The organism is Prauserella shujinwangii, from assembly GCF_003001955.1.
Taxonomy (GTDB): domain Bacteria; phylum Actinomycetota; class Actinomycetes; order Mycobacteriales; family Pseudonocardiaceae; genus Qaidamihabitans; species Qaidamihabitans shujinwangii.
Genome location: NZ_PVNH01000012.1, coordinates 166733 through 183701, shown reverse-complemented (window position 1 = coordinate 183701; position 16969 = coordinate 166733). Strand labels below are relative to the sequence as shown.

Annotated in this window: 19 protein-coding genes; 9 read left to right on the top strand and 10 right to left on the bottom strand. The window is 71.7% G+C overall.

Features of this window, described 5'->3' with window-relative positions; genetic code table 11:
* Window positions 1-3 precede the first annotated feature (3 nt).
* Complete coding sequence (locus tag B0I33_RS26550; RefSeq protein WP_106181620.1) at window positions 4-1185, top strand: 5-(carboxyamino)imidazole ribonucleotide synthase; 1182 nt, start codon at window positions 4-6, stop codon at window positions 1183-1185.
* A gap of 14 nt (window positions 1186-1199) precedes the next feature.
* A complete protein-coding gene (purE, locus tag B0I33_RS26545) occupies window positions 1200-1709 on the top strand; it encodes a 5-(carboxyamino)imidazole ribonucleotide mutase (RefSeq protein WP_106181618.1) in 510 nt (169 codons plus the stop codon).
* Between the two features lie 11 nt (window positions 1710-1720).
* On the opposite strand, the gene B0I33_RS26540 is transcribed toward purE, so the two are convergent.
* On the bottom strand, window positions 1721-2611 hold the full coding sequence (locus B0I33_RS26540) for a LysR family transcriptional regulator (protein WP_106181616.1): 891 nt from the start codon (window positions 2609-2611) through the stop codon (window positions 1721-1723).
* Window positions 2612-2694: 83 nt separating this feature from the next.
* Between B0I33_RS26540 and B0I33_RS26535 the strand changes: the two genes are divergently transcribed.
* Window positions 2695-3675 (top strand): DMT family transporter, encoded by a 981-nt coding sequence (locus tag B0I33_RS26535; RefSeq protein WP_106181615.1) that lies wholly within the window; start codon window positions 2695-2697, stop codon window positions 3673-3675.
* On the opposite strand, the gene B0I33_RS26530 is transcribed toward B0I33_RS26535, so the two are convergent.
* A complete protein-coding gene (locus B0I33_RS26530; protein ID WP_106181739.1) occupies window positions 3604-3921 on the bottom strand; it encodes a DMT family transporter in 318 nt (105 codons plus the stop codon). The genes B0I33_RS26535 and B0I33_RS26530 overlap by 72 nt on opposite strands.
* Window positions 3922-3932: 11 nt before the next feature.
* Complete coding sequence (locus tag B0I33_RS26525; RefSeq protein ID WP_106181614.1) at window positions 3933-4667, bottom strand: SDR family NAD(P)-dependent oxidoreductase; 735 nt, start codon at window positions 4665-4667, stop codon at window positions 3933-3935.
* Between the two features lie 101 nt (window positions 4668-4768).
* Here B0I33_RS26525 and B0I33_RS26520 point away from each other — a divergent pair, with 101 nt between their 5' ends.
* Window positions 4769-5374 carry a TetR/AcrR family transcriptional regulator gene (locus B0I33_RS26520; RefSeq protein ID WP_106181612.1) on the top strand — a complete coding sequence of 202 codons (606 nt, stop codon included), beginning with the start codon at window positions 4769-4771 and terminating at the stop codon, window positions 5372-5374.
* Here the strand turns inward: B0I33_RS26520 and B0I33_RS26515 are convergent.
* Window positions 5367-7013 carry a class I adenylate-forming enzyme family protein gene (locus B0I33_RS26515; RefSeq protein ID WP_106181610.1) on the bottom strand — a complete coding sequence of 549 codons (1647 nt, stop codon included), beginning with the start codon at window positions 7011-7013 and terminating at the stop codon, window positions 5367-5369. The two genes, B0I33_RS26520 and B0I33_RS26515, sit on opposite strands and share 8 nt — an antisense overlap.
* A gap of 103 nt (window positions 7014-7116) precedes the next feature.
* Between B0I33_RS26515 and B0I33_RS26510 the strand changes: the two genes are divergently transcribed.
* Window positions 7117-8280 carry an acyl-CoA dehydrogenase family protein gene (locus B0I33_RS26510; RefSeq protein ID WP_106181609.1) on the top strand — a complete coding sequence of 388 codons (1164 nt, stop codon included), beginning with the start codon at window positions 7117-7119 and terminating at the stop codon, window positions 8278-8280.
* A 79-nt stretch (window positions 8281-8359) separates the two neighbouring features.
* On the opposite strand, the gene B0I33_RS26505 is transcribed toward B0I33_RS26510, so the two are convergent.
* Window positions 8360-9070 (bottom strand): hypothetical protein, encoded by a 711-nt coding sequence (locus B0I33_RS26505; protein WP_106181608.1) that lies wholly within the window; start codon window positions 9068-9070, stop codon window positions 8360-8362.
* Window positions 9067-9255: a hypothetical protein gene (locus B0I33_RS26500; RefSeq protein WP_106181737.1), complete on the bottom strand. Its 189-nt coding sequence runs from the start codon at window positions 9253-9255 to the stop codon at window positions 9067-9069. Before B0I33_RS26500 ends, B0I33_RS26505 begins: the two co-directional genes overlap by 4 nt.
* 248 nt (window positions 9256-9503) lie before the next feature.
* Here B0I33_RS26500 and B0I33_RS26495 point away from each other — a divergent pair, with 248 nt between their 5' ends.
* A complete protein-coding gene (locus B0I33_RS26495; protein WP_106181607.1) occupies window positions 9504-9977 on the top strand; it encodes a GNAT family N-acetyltransferase in 474 nt (157 codons plus the stop codon).
* 93 nt (window positions 9978-10070) lie between these two features.
* Here the strand turns inward: B0I33_RS26495 and B0I33_RS26490 are convergent, their stop codons facing one another.
* Window positions 10071-10511 (bottom strand): hypothetical protein, encoded by a 441-nt coding sequence (locus B0I33_RS26490; protein ID WP_106181606.1) that lies wholly within the window; start codon window positions 10509-10511, stop codon window positions 10071-10073.
* 171 nt (window positions 10512-10682) lie between these two features.
* Here B0I33_RS26490 and B0I33_RS26485 point away from each other — a divergent pair, with 171 nt between their 5' ends.
* The gene (locus B0I33_RS26485; protein ID WP_106181605.1) at window positions 10683-11147 is read left to right on the top strand and encodes a DoxX family protein; all 465 of its coding nucleotides are present in this window, start codon (window positions 10683-10685) and stop codon (window positions 11145-11147) included.
* Here the strand turns inward: B0I33_RS26485 and B0I33_RS26480 are convergent.
* Genes B0I33_RS26480 through B0I33_RS26470 form a run of 3 tightly spaced genes read right to left on the bottom strand, consistent with a single transcriptional unit; the run spans window position 11140 to window position 14894 of the window.
* A complete protein-coding gene (locus B0I33_RS26480) occupies window positions 11140-11847 on the bottom strand; it encodes a TIGR03089 family protein (protein WP_106181604.1) in 708 nt (235 codons plus the stop codon). The genes B0I33_RS26485 and B0I33_RS26480 overlap by 8 nt on opposite strands.
* 42 nt (window positions 11848-11889) lie before the next feature.
* Window positions 11890-13272 carry an LCP family protein gene (locus B0I33_RS26475; RefSeq protein ID WP_106181603.1) on the bottom strand — a complete coding sequence of 461 codons (1383 nt, stop codon included), beginning with the start codon at window positions 13270-13272 and terminating at the stop codon, window positions 11890-11892.
* Window positions 13273-13316: 44 nt separating this feature from the next.
* Window positions 13317-14894, bottom strand: a complete 1578-nt coding sequence (locus B0I33_RS26470) for an LCP family protein (protein ID WP_106181602.1) — start codon at window positions 14892-14894, stop codon at window positions 13317-13319.
* A gap of 150 nt (window positions 14895-15044) precedes the next feature.
* On the opposite strand from B0I33_RS26470, the gene rfbB reads away from it, so the two are divergent.
* Both rfbB and rfbD read left to right on the top strand, forming a co-directional pair.
* Window positions 15045-16037, top strand: a complete 993-nt coding sequence (gene rfbB, locus B0I33_RS26465; protein ID WP_106181601.1) for a dTDP-glucose 4,6-dehydratase — start codon at window positions 15045-15047, stop codon at window positions 16035-16037.
* A gap of 6 nt (window positions 16038-16043) precedes the next feature.
* Window positions 16044-16943, top strand: a complete 900-nt coding sequence (gene rfbD, locus B0I33_RS26460; protein ID WP_106181600.1) for a dTDP-4-dehydrorhamnose reductase — start codon at window positions 16044-16046, stop codon at window positions 16941-16943.
* The last annotated feature ends 26 nt before the right edge of the window (window positions 16944-16969 follow it).

The window sequence follows — 16969 nt, the reverse complement described above, 5'->3', positions numbered from 1 at the left end:
GTTATGGACACTCGGACCGGACTTCCCGTCGTGGGCATGGTGGGCGGCGGCCAGCTCGCGCGGATGACGCATCAGGCCGCGATCTCGTTGGGTCAGTCCCTGCGCGTGCTCGCGGCGGGCGAGCACGACTCGGCGGGCCTGGTCGCCGGTGAGGTGGTGTACGGCCACCACACCGATCTGGAGGCGCTGCGGTCGTTCGCGCGCGGGGTCGACGTGCTCACCTTCGACCACGAGCACGTGCCGGGAGAGCACCTGCTGACGCTGGCCATGGAGGGCTTCACCGTCCGGCCGGCGCCGGACGCGCTCGCGCTGGCGCAGGACAAGCTGCTCATGCGGGAGACACTGGCCGGGATGGGCTTCCCCGGGCCGCCGTTCGCCGAGGTGTCCGAAGTGGACGACGTGGTCGAGTTCGCGGAGAAGCACTCCTGGCCGGTCGTGCTCAAGGCCGCGCGCGGAGGCTACGACGGGCGCGGCGTGTGGGTGCTCGACGGCGTCGAGCAGGCGCGCGGGCTGGTGCCGGAACTGCTGGACGCCGGGACTCCGCTGCTCGTCGAGGCGAAGGTGGCGATGCGGCGCGAGCTCTCCGCGCTCGTCGCCCGCTCCCCGTTCGGCCAGGGCGCCGCGTGGCCGGTGGTGGAGACCGTGCAGTCCGGCGGTATCAACACCGAGGTCCTCGCGCCCGCGCCCGGCCTGACGTCGCGCCAGGTGGACGAGGCACAGGGCATCGCGCTGCGCATCGCCGAGGAGATCGGGGTCACCGGCGTGCTCGCGGTCGAGCTGTTCGAGACCGACGGCGGGCTGCTGGTCAACGAACTGGCGATGCGTCCGCACAACTCGGGCCACTGGACGATGGACGGCTCGGCGACCTCGCAGTTCGAGCAGCACCTGCGCGCGGTGCTCGACTACCCGCTCGGCACCACGGATCTGCTGTCCCCGACGGTGATGGCGAACGTCCTCGGCGCTCCGGAGCCGCCCGCGATGCGGCCGGACGAGCGGCTGCACCACCTGTTCGCGCGGTTCCCGGACGTCCGTGTCCACCTGTACGGCAAGGGGGAGCGGCCGGGCCGCAAGCTGGGGCACGTCAACGTGCTCGGCGAGCTGACCGACAGCCTGCGGGAGCGAGCGAGGCTGGCCGCGCACTGGCTATCCCACGCGGAATGGCTCGACGGCTACTCCCACCACTGAACGGAAGGGGCGCGATGAGCGCGGACGTCGGCGTGATCATGGGCAGCGACTCGGACTGGCCCGTGCTGGAGGCCGCTGGGCAGGCACTCGACGAGTTCGCGGTGCCCTACGAGGTGGGGGTCTACTCCGCGCACCGGACACCGCAGCGGATGCTCGACTACGCCACTTCGGCCGCCGACCGCGGGATCAAGGTGATCATCGCGGGCGCGGGCGGTGCGGCGCACCTGCCGGGCATGGTGGCGTCGGCGACGGTGCTGCCCGTGATCGGGGTCCCCGTGCCGCTGAAGCACCTCGACGGCCTCGACTCGCTGCTGTCGATCGTGCAGATGCCCGCGGGGGTGCCGGTGGCGACGGTGTCGGTGGGCGGCGCGCGCAACGCCGGGCTGCTCGCGGTGCGGATCCTCGCCGCGGGGGACGCCGCGCTGCGGGAGCGGATGGCCCGCTTCCAGTCCGACCTGGCCCAGCTGGTGCTGGACAAGGACGCGGCCCTGCGCTCGCAGCTCGTGAGTGAGGATCGTGGTTAGAACGACGTTCTTCACTCACGAGGTGAGATGCCCGCTTCCAGCAGCTCGACGGCCCGCCGGGCGGCGGGGTGGTCCGCGATCGACTTCTTCACCGCGACCGCGATGTGCCGCACCGGGGTCGGTGACACGACCGGCACGGACCGCAGCCCGGCGGGCAGCCCGCCGATGCCGAGCCGCGGGATCACGGTGATGCCGACGCCGGTGGCCACGAACGACATCGCGGTGCGGTAGTCGTGCGTCTCGACGGCGAACCTCGGGGTGAACCCCGCCTCGGCGCACGCGGCCAGCAGGATCCGCCTGCACGGACCGTTGCGCAGGTCGTTGTCCACCCAGCGCCGGGCGGCGAGGTCGGCCAGCGGCAGCTCCGGCAGCTCAGCCAGGGGGTCGTCGCCGGGCACGACGGCGAGGTACGGGTCCGAGGCGAGGCGCCGCACGTCGGCCGGGGTGCCGCGCTCACCCTTCGCTCCCTCGACGAAGAGGTCGATGTCCGGGTCCGCCGACGCGGTGTCCTGCCGCTCCGTCATCCGCAGGTCGAGCCGTAGCTCGGGGAACTCGGTGTGCAGGGCGGCGACGACCGGCGGCAGCCACGCCTCGCCCGCCGATCCGAAGTAGCCGATCGACAGGCTGCCCACCCGGCCGGCCCTGAGGTCGCCGACCAGGGCCTCCACCCGGCTCAGTGCCTCGAACAGCGGTTCCGACTCGGCGGCGAGCGTCTGTCCCGCCGAGGTGGGTTCGATGCCCCGGCCCGCCCGGTCGAACAGCCGCAGCCCGGTCTCCCGTTGCAGCGCGGCGAGCTGCTGGCTCACGGCGGAGGGGGTGTAGCCGAGCATCGTGGCGCTCGCGCGGATCGATCCGGTGGCGACGACGGCCCGTAGCAGCCGCAGCCGGGTGACGTCCAGCATGCTCCGAATAGTACAGAAACACTGAACGGTTGTGTAGAACTCATCGCTTGTGCTGTTCAATACCGCAGGGCGAGGATGGTGGCATGACCGAGCGACTCGATGCCCCGCCCCGGCTGTCCACCTCGACCAAAGCCGCGCTGGCCGCCGCGCTCACCGTGGTGCTGTGGGCGTCGGCGTTCGTGGCCATCCGGGACGTCGGGCACAGCATCTCCGCCGCGCCGCTGGCGCTCATCCGGCTCGTCGTGGCCGCCGCCGCGTTGACGGTCCCGATCCTCCTCCGGCGCGGCCGCGCGACCCGGATGCCGGTGACCGGCAAGGCGCTCGGGCTCATCGCCCTCTACGGCGTGCTGTGGCTGGCCGGCTACACGGTCGCGCTCAACGCGGGGGAGCAGCACGTCGACGCGGGTACCGCGGCCCTGCTGGTGAACATCGCCCCGCTGCTGGTGGCCTTCGGCGCCGGGCTGTTCCTCGGCGAGGGCTTCCCCCGGCCGCTCCTGGTGGGCTCGGCGGTCGCGCTGGGTGGCGTCGCGATCATCGCCGCGGGCTCCGGCGGCCGCAACGACGGGGCCGGTGTCCTGCTGTGCCTGCTGGCCGCGGTCCTGTACGCCGCGGGCGTGCTGATCCAGAAGTTCACGCTCCGGCACGCCGACGGGCTCACCATCACCTGGCTCGGCTGTGTCCTCGGCGCCGTGGCGCTGCTGCCCTGGCTCCCGCAGCTGGTCGCGGAGCTGCGCTCCGCTCCGGCGAGCGCGGTGCTGGGCGCGGTCTACCTCGGGCTGGTCCCGACCGCGCTGGGGTTCAGCACCTGGGCGTACGCGCTGCGGCGTACCGACGCGGGCAGGCTGAGCGCGTCCACCTACGCCGTGCCCGCCGTGTCGGTGCTGCTGTCCTGGTTGCTGCTCAGCGAGGTGCCAACGGCCTACGGTTTCGTGGGCGGCGCGATCTGCCTCGTCGGCGTGGCGATCTCCCGGCGGCGGCCGCGCGGGCGGCGCTCAGCCGTCGGCCAGCCGCAGGCCGACGACGCCGGCGACGATGAGCGCGAGGCAGCCGAGGCGCGCTGCTGAGGCGCTCTCGCCGAGGGCGATGATGCCCATCGCCGCCACGCCGAAGGCGCCGAGCCCGACCCACACGGCGTAGGCGGTGCCGACGGGCAGGTCGCGCAGCGCCAGCGTCAGCAGCACCACGCTGATCGTCGCGACGACCAGCCCGGTGACGCTCGGCCAGAACCGCGTGAAGCCGTCCGCCTGCTTCAGCGCGAACGCCCACACCAGTTCGAGCAGGGCGGCGAGGATCAGGATCAGCCAGGCCACGGACGTGCCCCTCACGCGTTGGCGCCCGCGTCGACCAGGATCGACGTGCCGGTGATGTTGCGCCCGTCCCGGCCCGCGAGGAAGGCGACCGCGGCGGCGACGTCCTCGGGTGCGTTGAACCGGCCGAGCGCGGTCAGTCGCCGCTGCAGGTGCGCGTGCTCGCCGTCGGCGGGGTTCATGTCCGTGTCGGTCGAGCCGGGGTCGACCACGTTGGCCGTGATGCCCCGCTCGCCGAGCTCGCGGGCGAGTCCCCGGGTGAGGCCGATCAGGGCCGACTTGCTCGCCGAGTACAGCGTCGTGCCGCCGTCCGGCACCCGCGTCGCGAGGTTGCTGCCGATCGAGATGATGCGGCCGCCGTCGGTCATGTGCTCCACCGCGGCCCGCGCCGCGAGCAGGACCGAGCGGACGTGGACGGCCAGCGTGCGGTCGATGTCGGCCACGGTGACCTCGGCGAGTGGTCCGTGCGGGAAGATCCCGGCGTTGTTGACGAGGATGTTGAGCCGTCCGAACTCCGCGGCCGCGTGGTTCACGGCGGCGGCGACCTCCTCCGTCCCGGTGTTGTCGGCGCGGATCGCCAGCCCGCGCCTGCCGAGCGACTCGATCTCGGCCACCACTGTCTCCGCCCGCTCGGCCGCCGTGGTGTAGGTCACCGCGACGTCCGCCCCGTCGCGGGCCAGCCGCAGCGCCGTCGCCGCGCCGATCCCGCGGCTTCCTCCGGTGACCAGCGCGGCCCTGCCTTCCAGCATGTCGTACCCCTTTTTCTGTATCAATCGATACATAAATGGTCGCGGCGGCGCCCTGGCGGCGTCAACTAATATGTAATGGTCGACACAGAAAGGGGTGCCGGATGGCGGGACGCGGCCGCCCACGCGGGTTCGACCGGGACGCCGCGCTGGACGCGGCGATGCGCCTGTTCTGGGAGCGCGGCTACGAGGCCACGTCACTGAGCGAGCTGACCGAGGTGATGGGCATCCGCTCGCCCAGTCTGTACGCGGCCTTCGGCTCGAAGGAGGAGCTGTTCCGCAGCGCCGTGGCGCGGTACCTGGAGACCGAGGGCGAGCCCGCGCAGCGCGCGCTGCGGGAGGAGCCCACCGCGCGGCAGGCGGTGGAGGTCTACCTCCGCCGCAACGCGTGCGCCTACACCGAACCGGGTGTCCCCCGCGGCTGCATGGTGGTGCTGGCCGGCACCAACTGCTCGGCGGGCAACCGCGGCGTCCACGAGTTCCTGGCCGAGATCCGCCGCCAGGACAAGGCATCGCTGCGGGAACGCCTCGACCGGGGCATCGCCGACGGCGACCTGCCCGAGGGCGCGAACACCGGCGCGCTGGCGTCCTTCTACAACACCGTCCTGTACGGACTGTCCATTCAGGCGCGGGACGGCGCCTCCCGCGACGAGCTGCTGGAGATCGTCGACGAGGCGATGGCGGCGTGGCCGGGTGCGCCGGTCAGGTGAGCTGCTCGCGCAGCTCCCGCTTGAGCACCTTGCCCGCGGCGGACATCGGGATCTGCTCGACGAAGCGCAGCTCGCGCACCCGCTTGTACGGCACCACCTGCCCGTTCACCCGCTCCAGCAGCTCCTCGGCGGTCACGTCGTGGCCCTGCGCGCGGACGACGAAGGCCACCGGCAGCTCGCCCACCTCCGCGGTGCGCCTGCCCACCACGGCGGCCGCGGCCACCTCGGGCAGGGCGACCAGCAACTCCTCCAGCTCCCTCGGGTACACGTTGTAGCCCTTGTAGATGAGCATGTCCTTCTTGCGGTCCACGATGGACAGATAGCCGTCGTCGTCGATGGTGCCGATGTCCCCGGTGTGCAGCCAGCCGTCGACGAGCGTGGCGGCGGTCTCCTCCGGCCGGTTGTGGTAGCCGGTCATCACCTGCGGGCCCCGGATGCACACCTCGCCCGGGGTGTCCGGCGGCAGCGGTTCCTCTCCGCCCTCCGGCGGGACGACCTTCACCTCGGTGTCGAAGATCGGCACCCCGACCGAGCCGACCTTGCGCGTCCCGGAGCGCCAGCTCGGCGAGAGCGTGGCGCCCATCGTCACCTCGGTGAGGCCGTATCCCTCCGCGATCACCGCGTCGGGGAGGCGCCGCTGCAGCGCATTGATCATCTCCCTGGCCAGCGGAGCGGCGCCCGACGTGACCGTCCGCACCGAGGAGAGGTCCGCCGTGTGGAACTGCGGGCACGCGAGCAGGGCGGCGAACAGCGCGGGGGCACCGCTCATCGACGTGACGCGCAGGCGCTCGGCGTCGGCCACGTAGGCGGGCGGGTCGAAGAGGTCGTGCAGCACCACCGTCCCGCCGGTGGCCACCGCGACGTTGAGGGCGCCGATCGTGCCCATCGCGTGGAACCAGGGAGTGAGGTTGATGCCGATGCCGGTGCCCAGCCGGACGGGCCACTCGTCGGCCGGCCCGGTCTGGTCGAGCGTCGGGTGGCCCGCATCGTCGAGCACGGGCACCGAGCCGGTGCCCCAGCACGCGTACTGCAGGGTGTTCACGACGACGTTGCGATGGGGCAGCCGGACGCCCTTCGAGCGGCCCGTGGTGCCGCCGGTGTAGGCCAGGTGCGCGAGGTCGGTGTGCACGTCGAGGCCGGCGTCCGGCGGCGTCTCCGGCGCGTCGCGGTGGAACGCGGCGAAGTCGGTCTGGTCGTCGGTGGTCGGCCGGTCGACGAGCACGAGCGGCACGTCCGCCTGCGCGAGGGCGCCCGCGACCGGGCCGAACGTGACCACGGCGGCGGCCTCGCAGTCGGCCAGCTGGGCGGCGAGGTCGTGCGGCGGCAGCAGTGGGTTCGCCGGGCTGAACGTGGCGCCGGAGAGCAGCGTCCCGTAGTAGGCGACCGGGTAGGCCAGGCAGTTCGGCAGGTGCAGGGCCACGGTGCTGCCCCGGCCGATGCCGTGCTCGCGCAGGGCGTTGGCGAACCGGCACGCCGCGCGCCACGTGTCCGCGAACGTCAGGTGGTCCTCGCCGTGCAGGAACGCGATGCGATCGCCGTAGCGGGCCGCGGCGGCGGCGAGAATCGAGCCGACCGGAGCGTCCGGGTAGGTCAGCGACGTGGGCAGGCCGGGCGGGTACCACTGCGTTGTGATCGTCATCACTCGACAGTAGGAACAATGCGGCCAAGGACACAAGGACGCGTGTGTGAACGACCGCTAACATCGACACTGGTACCGACTGTCGTTGAGAAAGGTGGCGCTGGTGACCGAGGGTCCTGGGCTCTACCGGCTGGCCGAGGAGCACGAGGAGCTGCGCGCCGCGGTGCGCGCGCTGGCGGAGAAGGAGATCGCGCCCTACGCCGCCGAGGTCGACGAGCAGGAGCGCTACCCGGTCGAGGCGCGCGACGCGCTGGTGCGGTCCGGCTTCAACGCCGTGCACATCCCCGAGGAGTTCGAGGGGCAGGGTGCCGACGCGATCGCGGCCTGCATCGTCATCGAGGAGGTGGCGCGGGTCGACGCGTCGGCCTCGCTGATCCCCGCGGTCAACAAGCTCGCCACGCAGCCGATCCTGCTCTCGGCGTCGGAGCAGCTGAAGAAGACCGTGCTGCCGTCGATCGCCGCCGGTGACGCGTCGGCGTCCTACGCGCTGTCCGAGCGCGAGGCCGGTTCCGACACCGCGTCGATGCGCACCCGGGCGCGGCTGGACGGCGACTCCTGGGTACTCAACGGCACCAAGTGCTGGATCACCAACGCGGGCGAGTCGACGTGGTACACGGTGATGGCCGTGACCGACCCGGAGGCGGAGAAGAAGGCGAACGGCATCTCGGCGTTCGTCGTGCACGCCGACGATCCCGGCTTCTCGGTGGGCGCCAAGGAGAAGAAACTGGGCATCAAGGGCTCGCCCACGTGCGAGATCCACTTCGAGAACTGTGTCATCCCGGCCGACCGCATCATCGGCGAGCCGGGCACCGGGCTGAAGACCGCGCTCCGCACACTCGACCACACGCGGCCGACGATCGGCGCGCAGGCACTGGGCATCGCGCAGGGCGCGCTCGACGCGGCGCTGGGCTACGTCAAGGAGCGCAAGCAGTTCGGGCAGCGCATCGCCGAGTTCCAGGGCGTGCAGTTCATGCTCGCCGACATGGGCACCAAGATCGAGGCGGCCCGGCACCTGGTCTACGCCGCCGCGGCGGCCACCGAGCGCGGCGACGCGCGCGCGTCGTTCATGGCCTCGGCGGCGAAGTCCTACGCCTCCGACGTCGCGATGGAGGTCACCACCGACGCGGTACAGCTCTTCGGCGGCGCGGGCTACACCCGGGACTTCCCGGTGGAACGCATGATGCGCGACGCGAAGATCACCCAGATCTACGAGGGCACCAACCAGATCCAGCGCCTCGTGATGGCCAGGAACCTGCTCAAGGGCTGAGCCTCCTCGTGAGTGAGGAACGTGGTGAGAACCACGTTCCTCACTCACGAGGAGGGCGGTGCCGTCGCGTCCGGGTCGGTCAGCGGCAGCGCAACATTTCCAGGTTGCGATCCGGGGGTCCGCCTGCGGGTTCGGTGACGGTGTACCCGAGTCTGCGCAGCACATCCGCTGCCTCTCGAGGCGAGTCCCGGACGATCGCTCTGGTCTGGAACGTGCGCCAGCGCTCGCGTCCGGCGTGGATCTCCTGCTCCCACTTCGGGAGTGTGTCGATCCTGAATTCGACGATGAGCATCTCGAGGAAGTCCTCGAGACACGGGCGGTGTCGCGTGCCTCCAACAGGGAGGTGCACGCGGGAGAGCAGTCCTTCATGTTGTGGATTGCAGCGGGCGAGCAGGACCGAGGTCGCGCCGCGTTCCGCGTGCACGTTCCAGTGCGCGGCCGGGATGGAGTGGGCATCGTGCACGTAGTCCACTCTCAGCAGCGGGGTGCCCTCCTGGCGGGAAGACAGCTGAAAAGTGGACTTGCGCGTCGCCAGGAACATCCGCGACCGGTCCGGGGCGCAGTGGTACGTGAGCCAGAGATCCGCGACATGCTCGCCGTTGTGCAGCAGGGGTATACCGCCTGGCTTGTCCCTTGTGCCTGGACGAATGACGCGAAAGTCGCCCTGGACGAGCACATTGAGCTGACGCAGCCTCGGATCTGCGCTGGGGCTGGGAGGCAGGACGGCGTCAAGCCGATCTTGGATCTCCTGCGCGAACCCGGTTGCCGCGTTGTCGAGGTCGAAGGTCAATCCTGCTCGCCCAGTAAGAACGCGATCTCGTCGAGCCGCTCCAGCGCGACCCGCTCGGCCGTGGTAGCGGTTTCGTGGGTGACGCGGTCGCGTAACTCCTCAGTGGTCATGCGAAGGTCGTGCAGCAGCTTCTCGCGACTCTCGATGAGTTCTTCGCGTGTCAGGTTGATCACGGTGACCGTCATCATGACCTCCCTTCCCGCGACACCTGATTGTGTATCCACCTACCGACAGTTTTATCGACAGGAGACGCCAACCCGTGAGGTTCGTCACTGTATCGTTGTGCGTGACCTGCGGTTTTCTGATCAATCATCACACGAATAGAGCAACGTTCAGCGCCGAGACACCGCGCGGGCGCCGGGACCGCGCGTGGCTCATCGGCCGGTCCGCGGTCTGCTCGGATCCCGGCTGCACGGGCCGCGACAATCGGCGCATGGAGTCTCTCACCGTTCGCCCTCCCGAGGAGGAGGAGATCCCTGCCCTCGCCGAGCTTCGCTGGCAGTGGATCCTGGAGAAGGGCGCATCCCCCTCGACTGGCCGCGACGAGTTCGTCTCGGCCTTCGCGCGGTGGGCGCGCGAGAACCGGTCCTCGCACCGGCCCGTGATCCTGCTCCGGGGCCGGGAGATCCTCGGCATGGCGTGGCTGGCGCTCGTGCCGCGGGTGCCGACACCGCTTGCCGTCGAACGTTCCTCCGGTGACGTGCAGGGTGTGTACGTCGTGGCGCACGAGCGGGGCCGGGGCCATGGCGGCCGGCTGATCGCGGCCCTCCTGCGGCTGGCCGAGGACCTCGGTCTGGAGCGGGTCACCGTGCACTCCAGCGAGCGGGCGGTTCCGGTGTACGAGCGCTCCGGGTTCACCGCCTCGCCCCGCCTGTTGCAGGCCGGGATTCCGAACCCGGCTCGTTGACGAGATCGCGGTGCGGGCCCTCGTCGTCGCCGGGTCCCCGGCGCGGCCGTCGTGACCCGGCCCGTAACCGATGGGACGGTGGTTCTCCGGAGTTCACTCGCGATGCCCGGCGGCCCGCACGAGGCACACCAGGGACACCGCGATGCCGATCGCCGATCCCACGACGGCGAAGCCCAGCACCACCCGCGCGACCAGCGCCCAGCCGACATCGGGGTCGCCGAAGTCGAACGGGAACACCGCCCAGATCCGTACGAGCGCCGCGAGGCCGATGCTCGTGGTCACGATGTCGCCGAGGGACCGCAGCCAGCGCGGATCGCGGACGAGGTAGGCCACGTTGGCGGCGATCCCGGCGACCAGGGTGGCGGTCACCAGCCCGAGCACCTCGTCCGTGCGCTCGGTGAGGAACGGAACCGCGGCCCAGCCCGGCCACGCGTGCGCCGCGTAGAGCAGGGCTCCGGAGAGGAGCGCGGCGACGAGGTAGCCGCTCCGCCGGGCCGATACGGCGCGGCCGTCCGGTCGCGTGTCTGTCGGCATCGTGCCTCCTCGGGGGCTCCGGAGCGACCGTAAGCCGGGCGTAGCCGCTCCGAGCAGGGCCGAAGGGCCTCCCAGCGCGGCCGAAGGTCCGTCCTCGCGCACGCGAGGGGAGCGCGTCCTGCTGCTACAGTCGGCACGTAGTTGAAATTTCATCTATCTGGAGGTGAAGGTGTGTCCGACTGGCTCCGGGACGTCACGGCACTGGCGGGCCGGCTCGCGGTGGCGGTGGTGTTCTTCGCGCACGGCCTCGACAAGTGGCAGCTGGGCATCGGCGGCACGGCGGACATGGTCGGCGGCATGGGGATCCCGCTGCCGACGGTGACCGCGCTGTTCCTGATCGGCGTCGAGGTGATCGGTTCGATCGCCTTCGCGGCCGGGCTGGCGCTGCCGCTGGTCGGCATCCTCTACGCGATCGACGGACTCGGCGCGCTGTTCCTCGTCCACCTCGACGCGGGCCTCACCGGGCAGGGCGGCTACGAGCTGGTCCTCGTGCTCGCGCTCGCCGGGCTCGCGCTCGGCTTCAACGGCGGCAGGCTCTCCCTGGACCACCTGCTCGTCGGCCGCAGGCGAGGTGGTGTGTCCGCGTCGCGCGGCGCGGACACGCGTGCACAGACGGCGGACACGCCGGTCAGCTGAGGTCGACCGTGGTCCGCTCCGCGTCGCGGTGCGCGGCCAGCCTGCCGGGGTCCGCGCTGGTCACCTGGACCACGTGGGCCCCGGCGGTCAGCGGCGCGAGGAGCGCGTCGATCACGCCGCCGGGCAGCGTCCACTCCCGGGTCGACAGCACCCGGTCGCCCTGCCCGATGCCCGAGGCCGTGGCGCTCTCCCGCGCCCGCCGCAGCACCTCGTCCACCGTGGCGCCGAGCAGCGCGGGCGTGTCGCCGGGGACCGGCACCAGCGGCGAGAACTCGTCGCCCGCGACGCGCGCCTCGGACAGGTAGTCCAGCGCCCCGTCGGGCACGGCGCCGCCGAGTCCCCGGCCCAGCGGATCGAGCGCGACCACCGCGACCGCTTCGGCCTCGCCCCGGTCCGCATCCGGTCCCACGAACGCCACCCGTGCGCTGGTGTCCGGGCCGACCACGTGCGCCCCGCACCACCACGCCCCCAGCAGCACACCCGCCGTCTGCCAGTGCGCGGGCAGTGCGACGGTCACCTCGTCGCCCGCCTCGACATCGAACTCCTCGACCAGCCAGTTCGCGGTCTTGGCCGCCCAGTTCGCCAGCGTGGCCACGGACAGCTCGATGCGGCTGCCCGCGGCGTCGTCGTAGTGCGTGACCGCGGGGCGGGCGGCCGCCGATGCCAGCAGCGGGTGGAGGATCTGCTCGGTGAGGCTCACGGTCTTCAACCCTAGTGCCCGCGCGGGCGGGGGACTCGCGGGTCAGTTCACGCAGGCCACGCCGTCGGCGGTGATCTGGCGCGGCGCCGCGCCCGGGGCGGCCCCGCCGCCCGACGGCGCGGGCGCGCCCCGCGCGACGCTCTGGACGAACCCGCGGACCTCGGCGACGTCGACCTCCACGATGCTCTGGCCGTCGGCGCTGTAGGTGCCGACCGCCCGCACCGGGATCGTGACGAACTCGATGTCCCCGGACGCGATGCCCTTCGCCTGCTCGGCGAACTTCAGCAGGTCCAGGTCGGGGTCGAGAACCAGCGAGCGGCGCAGCGCCTCGGTGAGCTTGTCCAGCTTGGCCGGGCTGGTCAGCGTGCCCGCGGAGAGCACCTGGTGCAGCGCCGACGCGAGGAACGCCTGCTGGCGCACGATGCGGTCGAGGTCGCCCCTCGGCAGGTTCTTGCGCTGCCGCACGAACGACAGCGCCTCGCCGCCGGAAACCACCTGCGGGCCCGCCGCGAAACTCGCGCCCGAGTCCTTGTCCGAGGTGGCGTGGTTCAGGCAGACCTTGACCCCGCCGAGCGCCTCGGTGAGCAGGTAGAAGCCGAAGAGGTTCACCTCGGCGTAGTGGTCGATGCGCACGCCCGTGAAGTCCTGGACCGTCTTGACCAGCGCGCGCCTGCCCGCCTGGTCGGATTCCCGCTCGATCTCCGCCTGGTCGGTCATGCCCTCCGCGCGCAGCCGCCGGGCGGTGGTCAGCTTCGCCGCGCCGTACGCCGAGTTGATCTTGGCCTTGCCCCCGTGGGGGACGTCCACCCACGTGTCCCTCGGGATCGAGACCGCCGTCGGCTTGGTGCCGTCCCGCGGGATGCGGAGGATGATGAGGGTGTCGGTGTTCACGCCCTGCTTGCTCTCGGTACGCAGCGTCCGCAGCACCTCGGGGGGCAGCGGGTTGCCCTGCATGTCGGTGCGGGCGTCGGCGCCGACCAGCAGGATGTCGGTGGCGAGGTCGTCCTCGGCCGGGGCCGTCGCCTCCACCTCCTCGTTCTGCCGCAGTGCGTCGGTGGTGTGGACGTTGTCCTGTGCCTCGTCGAGGGTCGAGTAGGCGTAGCCGGTGGCGAGCAGCGCCGCCGCGGACACCAGCGCCACGACGGTCCTGACCGCGCCGCGCAGCGCCCGCCCCAGCCGCCGGGGCCGCCCGGGCGGTGGGCTCTCCTGGCGCGGGTACGGCGTCGGCCTGGGCGCTGGAGTCCCGGCGGTCGCCGTGGGCTCGGCGTCGTCGGTGTTGCCCGTGTTCCCGGTGTACTCGGTGTTTCCGGTGGTGCCGGCGTCCCCCGTACCTCCCGGGGCCTCCGGTGTCTCGGCCGCCCCCGTCTCCGCCGCTTGTCCGGTATCAGACTGTTCGTCCGGCTTTTCGCCGTCGCCCTCGGCCACGCTGGTTACCTCCCCGCCCCGCGCGTGCTCCGCGTCCCCCAACTCTAGTTGACGCAGGGCACCTCGCCCGCGGTGATGGGATCACCGGTGGTCCGGTCCTCCGTGGTCGCCGGGGATTCGGCGGTGTCGGTGGCCGTCGCCGGGGTGCTCGGCTCGGACGTCCGGCGAGCGGGAGCCGGGCGCGCGACGTCGGACCGCATGGCCGAGACGGGCTCCAGGTCGAGGTCGGAACCGAGGAGCACGATCAGGGAGCCGCTGTCCACCTGGCTGTCCTCCGCCAGCTCGACCTCCTCCCCGAGCGCCTGGCGGAGGGCCTCGGCCCCCGCCTCGTCGCCCGGGGCGTGGCGGACCACCGTCGTGCTCCGGGAGTCCACAATGGCGTATCCCTCGCCCTGGAAGCCCTTGCCCTGCAGCAGCTCGCGGACCTCGGCGCCGAACCGCGCGATCCCGGACCCGTCGAACAGCTCGACGGTGAACTCCGCGGCGTCCGCGAGGTCGGTGCTGGCGGGCCCGTTGCCCGGCTCGCTCTCGGGGATGAGCTCGTCCACGAAGCCGCGGACCTCCTGCCGGTCCACCTCCAGCACGTCGGCGCCACCGATCGTGGTGTTGCCCACCACCGGGATGGTGTGGAACTCCACCTTGCCGCCGGAGAGATTGCGCATCTGCGAGGCGAACTGCAGCAGGTCCCAGTCTTCCGACAGCACGACGGACCTCTTGACCGCCGCCACGACGTCGGAGAGCTTCGACGGGCTGGTCAGCACCTCCGTGGACAGCACCTTGTGGATGACCCCGGAGAGGAACGCCTGCTGGCGCTGGATGCGGCCGAGGTCGCCGCCGTCCAGGCCGTACCGCTGCCGCACGAAGGCCAGCGCCTGGACCCCCGAGATCTCCTGCCTGCCCGCGGGCAGGTGCACGCCGGACATGGGTTCGTTCACCGGGTTCTTCAGGCACACCTCGATGCCGCCGATCGCCTTGGTGATCTCGTAGAAGCTCGCCAGGTTCACCTCGGCGTACCGGTCGATCATGCCCTGCCTGCCGATGAACCGCTCGATGGTGGCGATGAGGTTGCGCCGCCCCGCCTCCGCGGCCTTCTCCTCGGCCTCGTCCAGGCTCAGGCCGTCCCGCTGGCGCAGGGTCTGGAACGTGTCGTTGAACGCGTAGACGAACGCGCTGTTGAGCCGGTGGGTGCCGTAGCCGCCCGCGAGCTCGACCCAGGAGTCGCGGGGGAACGAGAGGGCGACCGCCCGCGTGCCGTCCTGGGGGATGTGCACCAGGATCATCGTGTCGGTGTGCCGCTCGCCGTCCGCCTCGCCCGCGTGCAGCTTGTCGAGCACCTCGCGTGGCAGGGGGTTACCCTGCGCGTCCGTGCGGCTGTCCTGGCCGACCAGCAGGATGTCGACGGCGCCGTCGAGCGGTTCCGCCTGGGGCTCCGAGTCGAACACGTCCGTGGTGGCGACACCTTCGTTGACGTCGCCGACGAACTGCCACCCGTACCAGGTGAGCGCGAGCACCGTGACCGAGACCAGCGCGACGATCACCCTGCCGGTGTGGAGCGCGACCCTCCGGATCCGCCGCCGGCGGCGGACCGGTGCCTGGACCGGTTCCCACGGCCAGTCGGTCACGCTCGCTCCTCCCAGTCAGCGGCTTGCGAGGTCCACATTACTGATGTGTTAGTTGCACGTCCGTAGGATCGGAAAACGTTGTCTGGATGTTGCGTTCTCGATCCGGTGGGGGCGTGGCAGACTGCGCGGACCGTGGCGGAAGGGAAGCAGATGCGGGTGCTGGTCACCGGGGGTGCCGGGTTCATCGGGTCGCACTACGTGCGGCAGGCGCTTACCGGCGAGTACGAGGCGGTGCGCGATGCCGAGATCGTGGTGCTGGACAAGCTCACCTACGCCGGCTGCGAGGAGAACCTGGCGCCGGTGGCGGACAATCCGCGCCTGCGGTTCGTGCGCGGCGACATCTGCGATGTGACCACTGTGACCCAGGTGATGGCCGGGGTCGATCTCGTGGTGCACTTCGCCGCGGAGTCGCATGTGGACCGCTCCATTGCCGGCGCGGCGGACTTCGTGCTCACCAACGTGCTCGGCACGCAGACCCTGTTGCAGGCCGCCGTCGACGCGGGGGTGGGCAAGTTCGTGCACGTCTCCACCGACGAGGTGTACGGCTCGATCGAGTCGGGATCCTGGACCGAGGACCACGCGCTGGAGCCGAACTCGCCGTACTCGGCCTCCAAGGCCTCGTCCGATCTCGTCGCCCGCGCGTTCCACCGCACGTACGGGCTGCCGGTGTGCGTCACGCGGTGCTCGAACAACTACGGTCCGTATCAGTTTCCCGAGAAGGTCATCCCCCTGTTCGTGACGAACCTGCTCGACGGGGAGCCGGTGCCGCTCTACGGTGACGGCCTGAACGTCCGGGACTGGTTGCACGTGGACGACCACTGTCGGGGCGTCCAGCTCGTGGCCGACCGCGGCAGGCCGGGGGAGATCTACAACATCGGCGGGGGCACCGAGCTGACCAACCGGGAGCTCACCGGGCGGCTGCTCGCCGCGGTGGGCGCGGACTGGGAGATGGTGCGGCCGGTTGAGGACCGCAAAGGTCACGACCGGAGGTACTCGGTGGACATCACGAAGATCACCACCGAGCTGGGCTACCGGCCGCGGGTCGACTTCGAGACCGGCCTCGCCGACACCGTGCGCTGGTACGCGGACAACCGCGACTGGTGGGAACCGCTGAAGAACCGTTCCGCGCTTGCTGGAAGGTGATCGTCCTTGTCCCGACTCGCAGTTCTCGTCCCCGGCGGCTCCGGCCAGCTCGGCCGGGACCTCGCCGCCCTCGGTGGCGCCGACGGTTCCGATATCGAGGTCCGCGCACCCGGCTCGGCCGAGCTGGACGTGACCGAGGCGGGCGCGGTGGTGGAGGCCGTCGCGACGCTGGCCACGTCCGCCCGCGAGAGCGGCCGGGTGCCCGTCGTGATCAACGCGGCCGCCTACACGGCCGTGGACGCCGCCGAGGACGACGAGGAACGCGCCTTCGCCGTGAACGCCGACGGCCCCAGGGTGCTCGCCGCCGCGTGCACCTCCCGCCGGGTGCCACTGGTGCACGTGTCCACCGACTACGTGTTCTCCGGCGACGGCGACCGGCCGTACGAGCCGGACGACGCGCTCGGCCCGCGTACCGCCTACGGGCGCACCAAAGCGGCCGGTGAGGACGCCGTGCTCGGCTCCGGCGCGCAGGCGTGGATCGTCCGCACCTCCTGGCTCTACGGCGCGGCGGGTGAGAACTTCGTGCGGACGATGGTGCGCCTGGAACGCGAGCGCGACACCGTGTCCGTTGTGGACGACCAGCGGGGTAGTCCGACGTGGACGGCCGACCTCGCGGGCGGCCTGCTCGAGCTGGCCGGTCTGGTGGCGGCGGGCGAGGGGCCCCGGCGGCGGATCCTGCACTGCTCAGGTGGTGGGGACACCACGTGGTGCGGTCTCGCCCGTGCGGTGTTCGCCGAGCTCGGCGCCGACCCGGAGCGTGTCCGGCCGTGCGGCACGGACGAGTACCCCCGGCCCGCGCCACGTCCGGCCTACTCGGTGCTGTCGGACGCGTCGTGGCGGGAGGCCGGGCTCACCCCGCTGCGCCCGTGGCCGGAGGCCCTGCACGCGTTCTTCCAGGACTCGTGAGTGAGAAACGTCGTTCTTACCACGTT